Annotated in this window: 8 protein-coding genes; 2 read left to right on the top strand and 6 right to left on the bottom strand. The window is 68.0% G+C overall.

The window, feature by feature from the left end; all coding sequences use genetic code 11:
- The first annotated feature begins 213 nt into the window (after positions 1-213).
- Together EO174_RS08310 and EO174_RS08305 are read left to right on the top strand one after the other, a co-directional pair.
- Positions 214-1,095, top strand: coding sequence for a pirin family protein (locus EO174_RS08310; RefSeq protein WP_126943708.1), 882 nt, complete (start codon positions 214-216; stop codon positions 1,093-1,095).
- Between the two features lie 224 nt (positions 1,096-1,319).
- Positions 1,320-1,934 (top strand): NAD(P)H-dependent oxidoreductase, encoded by a 615-nt coding sequence (locus EO174_RS08305; protein WP_104650094.1) that lies wholly within the window; start codon positions 1,320-1,322, stop codon positions 1,932-1,934.
- A 206-nt stretch (positions 1,935-2,140) separates the two neighbouring features.
- Here EO174_RS08305 and EO174_RS08300 read toward each other — a convergent pair whose 3' ends face one another.
- From EO174_RS08300 to EO174_RS08265, 6 genes are all read right to left on the bottom strand, one after another.
- Positions 2,141-3,088 (bottom strand): LysR family transcriptional regulator, encoded by a 948-nt coding sequence (locus EO174_RS08300; RefSeq protein ID WP_104650095.1) that lies wholly within the window; start codon positions 3,086-3,088, stop codon positions 2,141-2,143.
- Positions 3,089-4,084: 996 nt separating this feature from the next.
- On the bottom strand, positions 4,085-4,306 hold the full coding sequence (locus EO174_RS08285; protein ID WP_115675521.1) for a hypothetical protein: 222 nt from the start codon (positions 4,304-4,306) through the stop codon (positions 4,085-4,087).
- Positions 4,303-12,831: a glycoside hydrolase family 94 protein gene (locus tag EO174_RS08280; protein WP_206515058.1), complete on the bottom strand. Its 8,529-nt coding sequence runs from the start codon at positions 12,829-12,831 to the stop codon at positions 4,303-4,305. Before EO174_RS08280 ends, EO174_RS08285 begins: the two co-directional genes overlap by 4 nt.
- A gap of 262 nt (positions 12,832-13,093) precedes the next feature.
- Positions 13,094-13,924 (bottom strand): trypsin-like serine protease, encoded by an 831-nt coding sequence (locus tag EO174_RS08275; RefSeq protein ID WP_126943699.1) that lies wholly within the window; start codon positions 13,922-13,924, stop codon positions 13,094-13,096.
- A gap of 481 nt (positions 13,925-14,405) precedes the next feature.
- The gene (locus EO174_RS08270; protein ID WP_206515053.1) at positions 14,406-16,121 is read right to left on the bottom strand and encodes a ribonuclease H-like domain-containing protein; all 1,716 of its coding nucleotides are present in this window, start codon (positions 16,119-16,121) and stop codon (positions 14,406-14,408) included.
- Positions 16,118-18,613: a DEAD/DEAH box helicase gene (locus EO174_RS08265; RefSeq protein ID WP_164740137.1), complete on the bottom strand. Its 2,496-nt coding sequence runs from the start codon at positions 18,611-18,613 to the stop codon at positions 16,118-16,120. Before EO174_RS08265 ends, EO174_RS08270 begins: the two co-directional genes overlap by 4 nt.
- Between the last annotated feature and the right edge of the window lie 103 nt (positions 18,614-18,716).

Here is an 18,716-nt window from a genome sequence, read left to right as displayed (position 1 = left end):
TGCGCCGCAGGCGCGGTGCCAGACGCACCATGCCTGCCGCTGCCCGGGGCGCCGCGCCGGGCCCTTGTTGCGTGCCCCGCAGTGCCCGCCTGCGATTACTGCGATTTCTGGACGACTCCACTCCACATCTTCCGGCTAGTCCATCAATCGGCGGATCTTTACTGTGTGCCTCACGGGGCCGCGCGCCCCACCACCGCCGCAATGAGATCTGGCATGCACGCACAACTGGCGACCGCCGACACCGCTCAGCCGCAGCACACGCCCAGCGTGCTGGGCGCGCCGCGCCCGGTGGTGTTCCGCACCCGCGGCAGCACCCGCGGCCCGATCACCCGGCTGATGAGCCCGGGCGACCTGGGCCAGCTGGTCAAGCCGTTCGTGTTCCTGGACCTGTTCACCGTCGAGCCGTCGATCGGCGGTGCGCCGATGGGGATGCACCCGCATTCGGGCATTGCCACGCTCACCTACCTGATGAGTGGCCAGCTGGGCTACGAAGATTCCACCGGCGAACAGGGCGTCCTGCCGACCGGCGGGGTGGAGTGGATGCGTGCCGGCAACGGCGTCTGGCACGACGGCGGGCTGGCCGGCCAGGCCACGGTTAAGGGCTTCCAGCTGTGGGTCGCCTTGCCCGCCAGCGAAGAAAATGCCCCGGCGCAAAGCCTGTATCTGTCGCCCGACGATGTGCCGGTAGCCGGCCCGGTGCGGGTGCTGCTGGGTCGCTACGGCGCGCTGGAAAGCAGGATCCCGGCGCCGGCCGACATGACCTACCTGGGCGTGCAGCTGCGCGGCGGCGAGACCTGGCGCTATGTGCCGCCGGCCGGTCACACGGTGGCCTGGATCGCGGTGCACGGCGGCCAGCTGGAAGCGGCCGAGACCATCGGCAGCGGCCAGATGGCGGTGTTCAAGGATGCCGAGCAGGCCATCGAGGTGGTGGCGGTGGGGGCGACCTCCTTCGTGCTGGGCTCGGCGGTCAAGCATCCGCACGAGCTGGTGATGGGCCACTACTCGGTGCACACCAGCGAGGCCACGCTGGCGCAGGGGGAGGCGGAAATCCGCCGCATCGGCGAGCAGTTGCGCGCGCGCGGCCGCCTGGCCTGAGCCCGACGCCAGCGGCCGGCCATGCATGCCGTGGGGCCGGCGCACAGCGCACCGATTGCCAGCCACACCGACGCACTGCCGACGCTTCCCAGGGCGGTAGACCTCCCAACCGGCGCGCCTTCGGCAGCTCATCTCAATCACCACCTCCACCACGTCGATGCGTGTGCGCCTGCGCCACGCGTCGCCGGACCCCTCACCTCCCACACGTTTCCAAAGGTACCGACATGAAACTGCTCCATCTCGATTCCAGCATCCTCGGCGCTTACTCGGCCAGCCGTCAGCTCTCGGCGGCCACCGTCGCAAAGTTGCAGTCCGGCAACAGCGATATCGCGGTGACCTACCGCGATCTGGCCGCCGAGCCGCTGGCGCATCTGTCCGGCGCGCATCTGGCGGCCCAGCAGAATCCCACCGGCGACCAGAGCCCGGCACTGGCCGCTGAACTTGCCACCAGTGCGGCGGTGCTACAGGAGTTCCTGGACGCGGACACCGTGGTGATCGGCGTGGCGCTGTACAACTTCACCATCCCGACCCAGCTCAAGGCCTGGATCGATCGGGTGCTGGTGGCCGGCAAGACCTTCCGCTACAACGCGCAGGGCGTGCCCGAAGGGCTGGCCGGCAACAAGCGCGTGATCCTGCTGGTGGCGCGTGGCGGCTTCTATGGCGCCGGCTCGCCGATGGCATCGCTGGAGCATGCAGAGAGCTACATGCGCACCGCGCTGGGCTTTGTCGGCGTGCACGCCCCCGAGGTCATCGTGGCCGAAGGCCTGGCCACTGGCGCAGACGCCCGCCAGGCGGGGATTGCCAGCGCCCAGCAGCAGATCGATGGGCTTGCTGCCTGAGTGATGTGGCGGGTGATGCGTGCCGGGGGGCATCGCCCGCGCTGGCGATCATGTCATCGGTTTGCGCGGTGCCGATCTTTCACACGTGCCGACACTGCATCGAGCGGAGAGCGTGCCGCTGGATGGACCACATTTCGCGCGCATGCTCGGTGCGGAGACTTAATCGAATCAAGGCGTTGAAACCGCCGCACTCCGCATCGCCACGCTCACCGCACGCCCGGCATGGCGACGCTGTTCGCCAAGCCAGTTACCTCTTTGCATTCAGCCGCATTCAATCGCGTCGTCACGGCCTGGATGAACGCCGACACCGCGCGCGGCAGATGGTGCCGGCTTGGATACAGCGCGTACAGGCTCTGGCCCTTGCGTTGAAAATCCGGCAACACCACGGTCAGGCGACCTTCGTGGATATCGGGCCAGGTGAGCGCCTGCGGCAACAACGCGATGCCGAGCCCGGCCACCGCCGCAAGCCGCAACGCGCGCGCGGTGGTGGCAGCCATGCGCGCCTGCACCTGGACGTCTTCGGCAAGCCCGGACGGGCCGACCAGGGTCCAGGTGGCGTACCCGCTCGGATGCGGGAAACTGAGGCAGTCGTGCCGCGGCAATTCATCCAGCCGCAGCGGCCTGCCGCGTGCCTGCAGGTAGCCGGGGCTGGCCACCAGCACATCGTTGGTGTCGGCCAGGATCTGGCGGCCGACATAGCCCAGGTCCGTCACCACACCGCCCCGGAAGGCCACATCGATGCGCTCGGCGATCAGGTCGGCCTTGGCGTCGCTGAGCACGAATTCCAGGCGCACGCGCGGATGCGCGGCGAGAAATTCGCCCACCCATTCAACGCGGAAGAAATCCAGGAAATCCGCCGGCGCCGCCACCCGCACCAGGCCGGCCGCTTCCTCGCCACCTGCCACCAGGCTCTGCCCGGCAGAGGTCAGCCCGTCCACCGCGTCGGCGCAACGTTCGTAAAAGGCCTGCCCGGCATCGGTCAGGGTGAGCTTGCGGGTGGAGCGTTGCATCAGGCGCGTGTCCAGCTGCGCTTCCAGCTGCTGCACGCGCCGGCTGACGCTGTTGGGCGCGGTGCCCAGGCGGCGCGCGGCCTCGGCAAAACTGCCGCTGCGCACGACCTGCACGTACAGCGCAATGTCATTGAGATCGATCACCAGCGGCCTTGGCAGGTGCAAACGCGGAGTCTAAGCGTGCTGGCTGCGCGCAGTCGATCATGACGGCATCGAGTGCTGTATGCGGCAGCTGTGGCTGCAGGGCCCTTGCCCGCCCACCATCGCAGGACACGCCGCAAGTACGTCCATGTAGGCTCCGGCAAGGCATCCATGCCGCTCAGGGTCCCGCGACGGTGAGCGGGCAAGGACCCGTCGAGAGGGTCGATACGCAAAGTAAGAGCAGTGCTGGGTGCGCCTTGTTCAATCGTGAAGCATCGGCTCCACGTCTGATGCGCACCGCGCTCTCGACGCTGCGAGTTTGCTGCGCGGCCCTTGCCCGCCCACCATCGCAGGACACGCCGCAAGTACGTCCATGTAGGCTCCGGCGCGGCATCCATGCCGCTCAGGGTCCCGCGACGGTGAGCGGGCAAGGACCAGTCGAGGTGGTCGGTATGCAAAGTAAGAGCAGTGCTGGGTGCGCCTTGTTCGATCGTGAAGCATCAACTCCACGTCTGATGCGCACCGCGCCCTCGACGCACCAAGCTTTTGATTCGAGCATCCGGTCGCGACTAAATAATCACACCGATGCAGGTCTCGGCTGCTTTGTATGTTGTGTATCGAGGGCTTGGAAGGGACGGATGGATCAGCGGTAGAGCAGTCGATCTGGCGCTTGGCTGCAGGGCCCTTGCCCGCCCACCATCGCAGGACACGCCGCAAGTACGTCCTTGTAGGCTCTTACGCGGCATCCATGCCGCGTAAGGTCCCGCGACGGTGAGCGGGCAAGGACCTGTCGAGATGGTCGGTGTGCATGGAAGAGCAGTGCTGGATGCGTCTCGTTCGACCATGAAGCATCGGCCCCACGCCTGATTCACACCACACGACAGACGCTTTCAGATGAGTGTCGACGAATTGTCTGGTGCGGTGCCCTTGCCGGTTGCGGGACCGTGTGGCGGCATGGATGCCGCCACCGAGCCGCCGCCGTGGAGATTGCCGGCGCGCTTATTGCGTGCGCGTCAGGCCATGGCGGTGCAGCAGCTGCCGCAGGCGGCGCTGCACCCGCTGCAGGTCCGCCTGGTCCGCCTCGTCGAGAATGCCTTTGGCCAAGGCATCGAATTGCGGCCAGAACTGGCTGGGGTCGCGCACCCGCTGCGGCCAGACCGACAGCATCTTGCCCAGGTCGGCGAGTTGGTGGCTGGTATGGGTATGTCTGCGTGTGCTCATGTCGCGTCCGCCGGCCAGTCCAGTGCCACAGCGTGAACCGCGCCGTCGTCAACCAGGGTGAAAGCCAGCTCGGCCTGTGTCACGCCGTCGATCTCCAGCCGTGCCTCGATGCCCGGGCGTTGGGTGACGTCGATGACATAGGTGCTGCTGCCGAAGCGATAGCGCAGCTGGTAGCCCGGCCAGCCGGCCGGGATGCACGGCACGATGTGCATGCGCTCGCCGTGGCGCTGCAGGCCGAGCAGCGATTCGGTCAGCAGCCGGTACATCCAGCCGGCCGCGCCGGTATACCAGCTCCAGCCGCCGCGGCCGGCGTGCGGTGCCACCGCGTAGACATCGGCGGCCAGCACATAGGGCTCGGCCTTGTAGCGTTGCATGCCGGCCGCGTCGCGGGCGTGGTGGATCGGGTTGATCAGGCCGGCCAGTTGCCAGGCGCGCGCGCTGTCGCCGCGGTGGGCAAAGGCCATCGTCGCCCACACCGCCGCATGCGTGTACTGGCCACCGTTCTCGCGCACGCCGGGGACGTAACCACGGATATAGCCCGGGTCATGCCCGGTGCGGTCGAACGGGGGCACCAGCAGCTTGACGATACCGGCGTCCGCATCCACCAGCTGCTGGTGCATCGCCTCCATCGCCTGTGCACTGCGTGCCGGATCCATCGCCCCGGACAGCACCGCCCAGCTCTGCGACAGCGAATCGATGCGGCATTCGTCCGAATCGCTCGAACCCAGCGGCGTGCCGTCGTCGAACCAGGCCCGCCGGTACCACTGCCCGTCCCAGGCGTGCTGCTCCAGCGCGGTGCGCAACGCCTGCGCCTGCGTGCGGCAGGTTGCCGCGAAGGCTGCATCGTCGCGCTGTGTGGCCACGGCGGAAAAGCGCAACAAGGCGTCGTAGAGGAAAAAGCCCAGCCACACGCTTTCGCCCTTGCCGTCCTTGCCGACCCGGTTCATGCCGTCGTTCCAGTCGCCACTGCCGATCAGCGGCAGGCCGCGCTCGCCCAGCCGTGCCATGCCGCGCTGCAGGGCGAGCACGCAGTGCGCGTATAGCGACTGCACGTTGCCGGTGATCTGCGGCAGGTCGTAATACGATTCCTCGTCGGGCTTGAGGGCGCGCCCGTCGATGAAGCTCACCCGCTCGTCCAGCACGCTGGCATCTGCAGTGACCTCCAGATAACGGCACAGCGCCTGCGGCAACCACAGAAAATCGTCCGAGCACTGCGTGCGCACGCCGCGGTCCTGCGGCGGGTGCCACCAATGCTGCACATCGCCCTGCGCAAACTGATGCGCAGCACAGCGCAGCAGATGCGCGCGGGCCAGCGCCGGCTGCGCGTGCACCATCGCCATGCTGTCCTGCAGCTGGTCGCGGAACCCGTAGGCGCCACCGGACTGGTAGTAGCCGCTGCGTGCCAGGAACCGGCAGGCGATGGTCTGGTAGAGCAGCCAGCCGTTGGCCAGCAGGTCCACCGCCGGGTCGGGCGTGCGCACCTGCACGCTGCCCAGCACCTGCTGCCAGTGCGCGCGCACCGCCAGCAAGGCGGCTTGCGCGGCAGCGACGCCGCGGCTCTGGCGTGCCAGTGTCAGCGCGGTGTCGCGATCCACCGCCGCGCCCAGGCGGAACACCGTTTCAAAGCTCTGCTCGGCCGCCAGCGTCACCGGAATCTGGATCGCCGCGCACGGGTCCAGGCCGGCACCCACGCGCCCGGACAGGCGTTGCCGGCCGAGTGCTGCGGGCGCGGCCAGGCTGCCGTTGCGCCCGATGAATTCGCTGCGGTCTGCGGTGATGCTGCGGCTGGGCGCATCGGCATCGAAGAATGCCACCCGCCCGTCGAACTCGGTGTTGTACGGGTTGCGCGCGGTCAGCACGCTGCTGCCCAGGTCCACCTCGCTGACCACATGCAGCTGCGAGCGTGTGCGGATGTCGCCCAGCACCCATTCCACATAGCCGGTCACGCTGAGCCGGCGCGGGCGCCCGGACAGATTCTTCAGCCGCAGATGGCTGAACTTGATCGGCCGTTCCACATCGACGAACACCCATAGCTCGCTGCCGATGCCGTGTTCGATATGGCTGTAGACGCTGTAACCGAACCCGTGGCGCACCGTGTAGCGCGCGTTGCCGCGACACGGCAGCGCCATCGGCGACCAGACCTGGCCGGTGTCTTCGTCGCGCAGGTAGAACGCCTCGCTGGAGGCATCGCCGACCGGGTCGTTGTGCCACGGCGTAAGCCGGAATTCGTGCGCGTTCTCGGCCCAGCTGTAACCGGGGCTGCTGTCGCTGACCACCGTGCCGAAGTGCGCATTGGCCATCACGTTGCACCAGGGCGCCGGCGTGGCCGTGCCCGGGTCCAGGGTGATGCGGTATTCGCGGCCGTCGGCAGCGAACGCGCCCAGGCCGTTGTCGAACACCACCGCTTCTTCGGCTGCGGCCTGCAGGGTGGTGTCCAGGTAGGCGGCGTGCGTGCTGCTTGGATAATCGGCGCTGTCCAGTTGCTGGATGGGTTCCAGCGCCGGCGGCAGCGCGCGTGCGCTGGGGTGGCGTTGCAGCTGCGCGTCCAGGCTGCCGTTGGCATCGCTGAGGATCGCGCGCGCCACGGTCTGCAGCAGCACGCGGTCTTCCTGCGAGATGTGTTCGATGGCGCGCACGAAGATGCCGCCGGGGCGGTCGAGCACATTGGCCTCGGGGTCGGCGGCGATCAGGCCCAGGATGGCGTCCTGCAGCGACTGCCGATAGCCGGACTGGCTTTCGTTCCAGATCACCAGATCCGCGCGCAGGCCTTTCAGGCGCCAGTACGCGTGCGCCTGCACCAGCTGGCGCACCAATTCCAGATTGTCCGGGTCGGTGATGCGCAACAGCACGATCGGCAGGTCGCCGGAGATGGCGTGACTCCACAACGCCGACTGGCCGCGATGGTTGTGCAGCAGCACCTCGTTGTCGGCGCGCAGTTGCGGGTCGACGAACAGCACGCGCGCGGCCAGCCGCTCGTAGCGCATCGCGTCGTCCAGCGAGGCATTGATCTGCCGGCGGGTGACCTGGCTCTGGGTCAGTGCCAGGTCGAACACGCGATCGGCCAGACGGCGGTCGCGGTACTTGTCGATCAACGCGGTGCAGGCCGCGCGCTGGGTACCGACGCCGTAGACCATGTCCACCTGCGCCTGTTGGTCCGGTGCCAGCGAAATACGGCAGCGGATCGCCACGATCGGGTCCAGCACCGAGCCGGCCGCGCCGGACAGGCTGGCCTGACCGTGCAGCGCCAGCGGATCGCGGGTGCTGCGCCCGCGCCCGACAAACGCGGCGCGGTCGGTCTCGTAGGAGATCGACGCCACATCGGCATCGTGCACGGCCACCAGGTGCAGCATCCACGGCTGCGCCTCGTCATGCCCGCGCGGGCGTCGCGTGCACAGCAGCGCCTGTTTGTCGGCCAGGATCTCGGTTTGCACGAACAGGTTGCTGAAGGCCGGATGTGCCTCGTCGGCTTGCGCCGGTGCCAGCACCACTTCGGCATAGGTGGTGATTTCGATCACGCGCGTCTGCCGCGAGCGGTTGCGGATGCGCAGCCGGCGCAGTTCCACGTCGTCCTCGGCGGAAATGGCGATTTCCAGATGGCTGTCGTAGCGCTGGTGGCTGCCCTTGAACTCGGCCTTGGCCTCGGAAAAGATCGCCTCGTAGCGCTCCACCGGCACGCAGGTGGGCTGATGCGCGGCCGACCACACCACGCCGCTGTCCACATCGCGCAGGTAGCAGAACGTGCCCCAGTGATCGCGGGTGCCGTCCTCGCGCCAGCGCGTCACCGCCATGTCGCGCGCGCGGCTGTAGCCACCGCCGGCCGAGGTCAGCATGCCGTGGTAGCGCCCGTTGGACAGCAACTGCAGCGCCGGCTGGGCCAGGCTGGGGTCGCGATGGATGCGCAAGGCCATGCCCGCCTCGGCGGCCACCGGGCGTTGCGCCGCGTCGGCCAGGCCTTTGACGTACACACCGGCGCGCGGTGCGCGCTCCTGCAGCAGCAATAGCGTGGCCTGGAACTGCGGGTCGGCGACAAAGCGCCGCTGCATCGGCGCATCGCGCAACACGTGGTCCAGCGCCAGCAGCGCCATGCCCTGGTGATGCGACATGAACGAGCGCACCAGCGCGTGGTGTTCGCCACGCGGCACCCGCGACGGGGTGTAGTCGATCGCCTCGTACAAGCCGAAGCGCCCGCCAAATCCCAGCGCCTGCAGCTGCTGCAGGTTGCGGCAGGCCGCATCCGGTTCGACCATCAGTGCCATGGCGCTGGCATACGGGGCGATCACCAGGTCCTGGCCCAGGCCGCGCTTGAGCCCCAGGCCGGGCACGCCAAAGGCGCGGTACTGGTAATTGCGCCGCGTATCGACCGTGTTGTAGCCCGATTCGGACACGCCCCACGGCACCGCGCGCGCGGCGCCGTAGCGGATCTGCGCCTGCACCGCGCCGCGCATCGAGCGGCTCAGCAGCGTCTGCGGGTAGCTGGGCATCACCAGATCGGGCATCAGGTACTCGAACATCGAGCCGCTCCATGACAGCAGCGTCGGTTCGGCGCCGGTGTCGGTGAGCGTGCGCCCGAGTGCGAACCAGCTGTCCTGCGGCAGCTTGCCCTGGGCAATGGCCACGAAGATCCCTAAGCGTGCCTCGGAGGCGAGCAGATCGTAATGCCCGCTGTCCAGGCGGTGGTCGTCGACGTTGTAGCCGATCGAGAGCAACTGCTGGGCGGGGGTGTAGAGGAAGTCGTAGTCCATCTGCGCCAGTTGCCCGGCGATATGCGCAAGCCGTTGCAGCTCCTGCACGCGTGCGGCGGCCCAGGTCTGTACGCCAGATGTGAGGTGGCCGGCGGCGAGTTGGCGCAGCGTGGCGACGGTGGCGCCAGGCGTCTGCGTTGCGTGCGCATCGGTATCGGCAGGCGTGCCTGCACAATGGACCACCTCGGCCAGGGCGCCCGCACAGCTGTCGATCAAGCGTTGCGGCCACGGCTCGTCGTCGTCGCTGCCCGGCATCAGCGCCAGGAGCGTGTGGCTCTGCGCCAGCAGCAGGGCCAGCGCCTGCTCGGCCTGGTGCAGGTTCGGCGCGGGCTGGCTGCGGATGCGCTGCACGCTCTGCGCCATCGCGTCCAGCGCCTCGGTGGCGGCGTCGCTGCGTGTGCGTGCTGGCGATGCCAGCAGGCCCAGGATGTCGGCCAGTCCATCGAATACGGCCATCGACACCGCCGGTGCATCCACCAGCGCCAGCAGCCCTTGCCGCAGCGTCAACAGATGCCCGACCAGGTTGCCGCTGTCCACGGTGGAGACGTAGCGTGGCAACAACGGCACCAGCGTTTCGGTGTCGTACCAGTTGTAGAAATGGCCGCGGTAGCGCGGCAGCGTTTCCAGCGTGGCCAGGGTATCGGCCACGCGGGTCATCACGCCGGCCACCGTCAGGTAGCCCAGATCGTAGGCGGCCAGATTGGCCAGCAGGCCCAGGCCGATATTGGTCGGCGAGGTGCGGTTGGCCACCACCGTGACCGGATATTCCTGCACGTTGTCCGGCGGCAGCCAATGATGCTGCGCCGTGCAATGGCTCTCGAAGAACGCCCAGGTTTGCCGCGACAATCCACCCAGGAAGGCGCGCTGCTCCTGCGACAGCTGTGCCACCGGCGCGGCGGGCTGCTCGCCCAGCCAGGCCATCAACCAGGGCGCGCCCATCCACGCCAGCCCCAGCGGCAATGCCGCCCACAGGGCCAGCGGCGACCACCAGGCCACCGCGGCGACCACCAAGGCCGCACTGCAGGCCGCGCCGGCCATCAGCTGTTGCTCGGCATTGCCGCTGCGCGCGCTGCGCTCCACTTCGCTGGAGGGCGCCCACTGCAACAGGTGGCGCCGGGTGATCGTCATCCGCACCAGCGTGCGGGCGATTGCCGACAGCTGCAGCCCCGCTTCGAATGGCAGGCAGGCCAGCACCACGCCGGTGCGCAGCAGGTGCTGACGCAGCCCCATCCCGACCTGGCGCGCGTGATGGCGCAGTCCCAGGCCCTCGGGCGGATGCGCCAGCGCATACAGCGCCGAACACAGCCCCGGCAGCAACCACAGCACCAGCAGCCACAGCGTCCAGCGCAACGGGGTGGGCGAGACCAGCCAGCCGATCACCAACAAGCCCAAGGCGGCCGGTGCCACCAGGCTGCGGCGCAGGTTGTCCAGCAACTTGCCGCGCGACAACCACGACAGCGGATTGCGCGCGCGTCGGCCGCCACGGTCGGGCACCCACGGCAACAGCCATGGCAACAACTGCCAGTCGCCACGCACCCAGCGTGCGCGCCGCTTGGCATCGGTGGCATAGCGTTGCGGATGCCGTTCGTACAGCCGCACGTCGCTGAGCAAGCCGGCGCGCACGTAGCAGCCTTCCAGCAGGTCATGGCTGAGCACACGGTTGTCGGGGAAGCGGCCGGCCAGCACCTGCTCGAAGGTGGCCACCGCATAGATGCCCTTGCCGATGAAGGAGCCTTCGCCGAACAGATCCTGATACACGTCCGACACCACGCGGGTGTACGGGTCGATGCCCGGCTCGATGCCGAACATGCGCGCAAACCGCGATTCGCCGCCCTCGCTCATGCCGGTGCCCAGGCCGGGCTGCAGAATGCCGTAACCGGCCTCGACGATCTGCCCGGACGCATCCATGCGCGGCACATTCAACGGATGCGACATCGCCCCGACCAGCGCGCGTGCCGCATCCCGCGGCAGGTGGGTGTCGCTGTCGAGCGTGATCACATAGCGCACCTGTACCAGCGCGGCCACATCGCCCTGCACCTGCAGGAATTCGCTGGCTGCCTGCAGCCGCGCGTCGTCGGCGCACAGCAGGCGGTTGAGCGCCTCCAGCTTGCCGCGCTTGCGCTCTGCGCCCATCCAGCAGCCCTCGCCGGCGTTCCACTGGCGTGCGCGGTGCAGCAGGAAGAAACGGTCGCCGTGCGCATCGGCATAGGCCGCGTTGAGCCGGTCGATGTGCTGCGCCGCATGCGCCACCAGCGCCATGTCTGTGGGCAGCACTGCCTGCCCGGCATCGAGGAAATCGGTGAGCAGCGCGAAGTACAGCTGCGCGTCGCGGTTGGCCAGGTAGTGCACCTCCAGCGCGCCGACCAGCTCGTCGATGGCCTCGTGGTTGGCCAGCATGCTCGGCATCACCACCAGCGTGCGGCAATCGGGCGTAATGCCGGCGCGCAGGTCCATGCGTGGCAACGGACGCGGGCGCACCCACAGGGTTGCCACCCAGTTGACCAGCGCAATGCCCAGCTCGCTGGCGGCCAGCAGCGCGATGCCGGCGGTGATCCACCGCAGCATTGGCGGCGCTGCACTCATGCCCTGCAGCAGCACGCCGGTCCACAGCAACGCGACCGCTGCGATCGGCAACAGGTAGACCGGTAGCGCAACGCGACGCGCACGTGGGCGCAGTGGCGCCGGCGTGCCTGACGCGGCTGGGTCGCGCAGCGCGGCGCGCAGCCGCGGCAAGCCCGCATCCACCAGGTAATAGCCCACGTGGCTGGCCACCGGCGTGGCGGCATCGGCGTGCGCGGCCAGCTGCAGCACCGCCTCGGCCACGGCCGGCTCGTCGCGCTCCAGGCGCTGCGCCAGCTGTTCCACCACATGCCGGTAGCTATCGCGGGTATGGAAATCCATGCGTGCGTAGACGTCGGCCGGATCCTTGCGCAGGCTCTGCTCGACCACGCTCATGGCCTCAACGAAGTCGCGCCAATCCATCTCGTCCAGGAACCGCAGGCTACCGATGCTGTTGCTGATCGACACCTGCTCGGCTGCCTGGCGCTGGCTTTCGGCGTGCACCAGGCCTTCCACGCTGTGGCCCTCGCTTGCCAGCCATTGCTCCACCCAGGCGCTGGCCATCGACAACACCGGGCCGCGGCCCTGGATGCCGCGCGTCAGCTCGGCCACGAATGCACCGGTGGCCGGCGGCTGCGAGCGTGCCAGGTCGGCCACCACCACCACCACATCCTTGGGCTGGGTGGCGGCAGTGGTGTTGAGCAATGCCGCCCAATGCGCCGCCAGGCTGCTGTCGCGTCCATCGTGCATGATGTCGTCGGCAATGCGGCGCAGGTTGTCGATCAGCGCCAGCCGCAACATGATCGGAATCGCCCACAGCTCGCCGAGCTTGAGTGGCACCACCTGCTGGTAGGCAGCGATGAAACGGCTCAGCGTGATGACATCCACGCGCCCGTCGCCATGCGCCACCACCTGCAAGCCCAGCTCATACACGCGCGGCAGGCCCACCGAGGTGGGCGTGCGCAGGCGCGGCAATTGCCGGCTGTAACCGGGCGGAAGATGCTGGCGCGCCAGGCGCATCTGTTCTTCGACCAGATAATAATTGTCCAGCAACCATTCGCCGGCCGGGTGCAATTGCATGCCGTCGGCCGCCATCTCGCTCAATCGTGCAGCGGTGCTGCCAAGCGAGCGCTGGTTGGATTTGAGCTGCGCCAGCAGCAGCTCGCGCGTGGGCCCGGTATGCAGCACATGGGCTTGCGCCAGCGCCTGTCCCAGCGCTTGCATCTGTTCGTCGCCGAACAGGGCCGCGCCTTGCGGCGCTGGATCGACCGGAGACTGTTGCAATGTTGCGGCTGGCTGCGTGATCGACTGCCACCAGAGGGAGAACGCAGAAGCCTTCCGCTGTAGCGGCATCGAGACATGACCTGTGCAGCAGGTGCGCCGCTAGAGGTTGTGATCATGCGCGCTGGCCCGGTGGCGCATGTGAAGGCAGGTCACTTCATCGCGATGGTTTCTTCCTGGCACGCGCTAGAGGCAGCCGCGTTGGCTAATTGCCCGCACAGGAGGCTCCATCTGCCGCGCACATCACGCCATCGATCCAGCTGACATATCGCGAGATGCGCACGTTGTAGACCATTTGCCCATAAAAGCCAGCCTCTAGCGCGTGTTCCGGAACTGCCGTGATCCACGATCCCAGCCCGATGAGCCGCCAAGTGCCCTGACCTTGCACAACGACGGGGCCGCCGCTGTCACCGCTTCCCAACACACCTTCGAGTGGCAGGCCTTGTGTGGGGGGATCGAATCGATACCAGAGATAGCGGTCGCTGGCGCCAGTAATGGCGTTGTACGCCCGCCTCAGCGCGCCACGATGTGGAGAGTTGGGAATCTGCCCTTCAATGCCATCGCCGGTTGCCCCCTTTCCTACAAACATGGCGACTTCCGTGACCTCATCGCTGTCTCGATAGAGAGCGACCGGTGCAACCTGCTCAACAGGCGCATCCAACGCGATCAACGCGATGTCATCCGAACCTGCCAGAAAGGCGTGAATCCTGGACGGATCGCCCGACTTCAACGCGTCTTGGCCCAATGCGTCGGGCATGTGTTTGTAGCCAGGATGGACGAATACCCGAGCAACTTTGTAGGCGTTCCCGTTGATGGCTACCTCCGCATCCATGCCTTCCATGGGAGCCGCGTGTGCGGCGGTGACGACCCACTTCGGCGCGATGAGCACGCCATGCCCTTCGCCTGGCATGTCCGCCAGCGCCGGAAACGCTGATTGATCGATGCGATATTCTGAGTCGTCACCATCGGCGCGGATGACAACCCCCTTCGCCGCGAACGAAAGGGTGAGCAAAGCGACAAACAGCCAGCGTTTCATGTATCCGCACTTCCCTGTAGGTCTTGATCTGAGGCCTATCTGCAACGCGTTTGCAAATCCCGCCACACGATAGCTGAGCAGGCTCACGATAGGGCACGCGATCCGACGAAGTGGGCTGGGGGACGACGAAGTGCAGGAAACGATGCCTGAAGCCGATAGCAATAGCAGTCGTTAACTCCACCGCACAGTCCAAGGAAGCCCGGCGCCTCATGCGCGAGGCGATCGCACAGGGGCTGGCCACGCAGATCGAGGGCTGATCACGGCAAGCCGCAGCGCGGCGCAGCACGTTTCCCGTCGCCAACGCGGCCGTCTTTTCCGATGGCATTGCCGCAGCGGTACCGGCTCCGGGCACACCGCGCGTTCGGCTGGGCGTCGCTCTCAGGTGCGCACTGCAAGGCGGTCGGGAGCGCTCCAGGGTGCATCCAGCATCGCAATCACGGGCCGATGCTGCGCCGATTGCGCGACCGATCGCGCATCGACCTCAAGGCGCATCCATCAACGGAATCACCTCGCGGTCCTGTGCCTCCACCGCCACCAGGCGCTGCAGCAACAGCGACAAGGTCACCACGTCCTGGTGGTTGTGCTCGGCCACGCGGCGCAGGTTGCGCGCGCTGCCGCCGCGCAGGTAGCTCAGCCATGCCGCCGGGGCTTCGGAGCCGGGCAGGTCGTCCTCGCGTACCACGCGCAGCAGTTGCCGTTCGATGGTGGCCAGCTTGCAGTTCTCCCAGGTGCCGCGGTAACGCCGGCGCGTGGGGAACAGCAGGTCCACATGGTCCAGCGCGGAGATCGGGTCGCCGCGGCGCGCCAGCCGGTAGCGCGTCTTCAACAACGGCGCGTCGTAGCAGCGCCCGTTGTAGCTGGACAGCACCGTCTGCGGCGACAGCCAACTGCGGAACAGGTCCAGCATCGCGCTTTCGGCCGCCATCGTGGACATCATCAGCTGGCGCACGCGCAGCCCGCTGCCCTGCGCAGCGTCGATGTGCCAATCGGCCACGCCGATCATGAAGGCGCGCGTGCCGGTGCCGCCGGCCAGGCCGGTGGTCTCGGTGTCGAAGAACAGCAGGTCCATCGGGTCCACCGCGTCCTCGCGCTTGGCGAAGGCCAGCGACAGCGCCTGGTGCGGAATCGCCTGCGGCAGGAAGGCTTCGATCAGGTGCAGGCCGGGCGCGATCTCGTTGCCGGGCAGCTGCCGGTCGGTGGAGGCCGCACGCAGCGGTACGTGCGTCGAGACCGCGCGCTCGCGCAGGCCGATCATCCGGCGCAGCCCGGCGATATCGGTACGTCGCTGCGGTGCCGGCATGGCGGTAGGCGCAGCCGGTGTCGCGCACACAGCCGGCACGCGCGCTGCCGCATCGGCCGCCGCGCCTGCCGGCTTGTGGCGCACCTCGTGCTCCACCCAGGCAAACGCCGAGGTATCGCGCGCAGGCGGCGCCGCAACCGGCGCCTGCAGGGCGCGGCGCGTCATCGCCGCTGCGGCGGGCTGGTGACGGGGCGCACGGACAGCCTCTGCGCTGCCGGGCTGCGCGCTTGGCGTAATCGCATCGCGCGGCAGGGCGCGTGACGCAGACGCAGCCGCACCCGGTGCAGGCTGACGTTGGGCACGCGTGGGCATCACCGCATCGTCCCTGCGCGGTACAGGCGTCAGCCCGCCGACCTGACGGCGCAGCAGGCGCAAACGTTCTGCGCTCACGCCAGGGTCGCTGCCAGGCACCGGTGCTGCCGGCGCACGCGTCGGTGCCGTTGCAGACATTTCACTTGCGGCACGCGTGCGCGCATCGCCCACAACAACTGCTTCACCAGATGTTCGTCCGACCACTGCGGAGTGCATCTGTTGTGCAGGCGAAAGCATCATGCATTCGGTCGCGAACGCTGAGGTTTCATCGTCCACGCCGGTCTGCGCGATCGCCGGCGCATCGCAGGGCGATGGCGCACCACGACGCACCTCACGTGCGGCAATGTCGCTAGTAGGAGCAGGATCCACGACTGCGCGTGCCATAGCTGCATGCGGCGCAATAGGCGCGCCTGCATTGGAATGCAGTTGGGGCACTCCACCAAGAATTCCGGCATCCGCATCAACCACAGGCGCTGCCTGCGCGCCATGCGCTGCATCGCCGTCTGCATCCGCCACCGGCGCACGCACATCGGCATGCCCGGCCTGGCGCCGCAACAGCCGCAGCCGGTCCGCACTCACACTCATGCAAGCACGTCCAGCGCCAGGTCCTCGTCCACCTGGGTGGCATGCCGCAACGGCGCATCGGCATCGAACAACAGCGCCAGCACGGTCAATGCCAGCGACTTGGGCGACTCGCCCTTGCCTTCTTCGTGCGCGGCCAGCACCGGGCCCACGCAGGCCGGGCAGCCGGCACTGCAGTCGCAACGCCGCACCAGCTCGTCGGCGCGCTGCAGCAGCTCGGCCTGGCGCAGCCACAGCGGCTCGCTCAGGCCCACTCCGCCAGGAAAGTTGTCGTACAGATACACGGTGGGCACAAACGCCTGCTGCAATTCCACCGCGCCTTCTTCACCCTCGTCCACGCCGCGCAATTGCCCGCGCCCGGTCTGGTCGGCCACCGCGAACCACGCACCGTCGCCATTGCCCACGGCCTTCTGCAGGTCGCGCGCATCGGCCATCACCGCCACCGTGGCCACCACGTGCAGCGCGTAGGCCGCACCCAGGAAACCATCCAGCGCGTCCTGCTTGGACGCAAACGCCTTGCCCAGGGTGGCCTGCGGCAGCTGCCACCACACCGCGGTGGTGTGCAGTTCCTGGTCGGGCAGATTGACCGGCCCGTAGCCGATGTTCTCGTGCGTGTAGTAGCGGATCTTCTTGTAGCCGGACACGCGCCGCACCACATGCACCTCGCCATGATGCGAATCGCCGCGCCCGGCCACGCCGCCGTCGAAGCGGTCCAGCACCTTGAGCTTGGTGTAGTCGATGCTGTCGGTGTAGTAGTCCACGTGGGTGCGCGTGACATAGGCCTTGCGGCCTTCCCAGTCCAGCCGCTCCACCTGGTACGGCGTGCTCTGCACCATGTGGATGGCGCCTTCGTACAAGGTCAGCGCAGCGGCCGAGTAATCCACCTCGGCAATGATCTGCTGCTTGCCGTCGCTCTTGTCCACCACCACGAAGTTGCCGTCGGCCACCGAGCGCAGGCTCACCGCATTGGCCGGGTAGCTGTCGGCGATCCATTCCCAGCGGTCGCCTTCCTGGTGGATCACCTCGCTTTCGGCCAGCGCTTCCAAAAACACCAGCGGGTCGATCGGCCCGAACGGTTCGCTGGCAATGAACGGCAGCTCGAACGCCGCGCAGCGGATGTGGTCGAACAGGATCAGTGGCTGGTCCGGCGCAATGCGCGCATGTTCGGGCGAGGCATCGGCAAAGAAATCCGGGTGCCGCACCACGTACTGGTCCAGCGGCTGCGAGCTGGCCACCAGCACGCCCAGCGCCGGTTGCTGGCGCCGCCCGGCGCGGCCGAAGCGCTGCCAGGTCGCCGCCACGCTGCCGGGGTAGCCGTTGAGGATCACTACATCCAGCGCGCCGATATCCACGCCCAGCTCCAGTGCCGAGGTGGAGACGATGCCGTCGATATTGCCGGCGCGCATCGCGCGCTCCACCTCGCGCCGTTCGGTGGGCAGGTAGCCGCCGCGGTAGGCACGGATGCGTGGCGGCTTGCGCGGGTCGTGGTCGAAGATGTCCTTCAGGTACTTGGTCAGCACTTCCACCATCAGCCGCGTCTGTGCGAACACCAGCGTCTTCAGCCCGCTCTTGATCGCGATGCGCGCGATGCGGTTGCTCTGCGAGCGTGCCGACGCGCGCAGCCCCAGGTCGGCATTGACCACCGGCGGGTTCCACAGCAGCACGTGCTTGTCGCCGGTGGGCGCGCCGGACTCGGTGATCGCGTGCACCTGTTCTTCGATCAGGGCCTGCGCGTGCGCATGCGGGTTGCCGATGGTGGCCGAGCACAGGATGAACTGCGGGTTGGCACCATAGAACGCGCAGATGCGCTTGAGCCGGCGCAGCACGTTGGTGACGTGGCTGCCGAAGACCCCGCGGTAGGTGTGGATCTCGTCGATCACCACATAGCGCAGGTTCTCGAAGAACTGTGCCCACTTGGTGTGATGCGGCAGGATCGCCTGGTGCAGCATGTCCGGGTTGCTCACCACGATGTCGCCATGCAGGCGGATCGCCTGGCGCGCATCGCCGGGCGTGTCGCCGTCGAAGGTGAAGGCCTTCACCCCCAGCGCGCCGGCGCGGTTCAATTCCAGCAACTCGGCCACCTGGTCCTGCGCCAGCGCCTTGGTCGGGAACAGGTACAGCGCCTTGGCGCCGGAGGTCATCGCCGCGCTCACCACCGGCAACGTGTAGCACAGCGACTTGCCCGAGGCGGTGGGCGTCACGATCGCCACATGCTCGCCGCGCTGGGTGGCCGCCCAGGCGTCGGCCTGGTGGCTGTAGAGCCGGTCGATGCCGCGCGCGCGCAAGGCGTCGGCCAGCGCGGCCGGCACATCGTCCGGGATCGGCGCATAGCGGCCCTCTCGGCCGGGCAGGGTGAAGCTGCCGGTGATGCGGTCGTGGTAACGCCGTTCCAGGCGCTGCGTGAGCAAGGCACCATCGCGGCTGGGCCGGCCATCGGTGGTGGCCAGCGCGCGTTCGGCGGTTTCGGTGCGGGGAGCGAGGGCAAACGGAGGCATACGGCGGCTCCCAAAGAGGGGCATGAGACAGGGGAGGTGTCTCAGGGTATGAGACCGGGGCCAAACCGGCGAGCCTGTGTCACTGAGCGGATTCAGCAAGCCG

Origin of the sequence: Xanthomonas sp. BRIP62418 (genome assembly GCF_003993495.1) — a bacterium.
Lineage (GTDB): Bacteria > Pseudomonadota > Gammaproteobacteria > Xanthomonadales > Xanthomonadaceae > Xanthomonas > Xanthomonas euroxanthea.
This window is presented reverse-complemented; position numbering and strand designations above follow the sequence as displayed.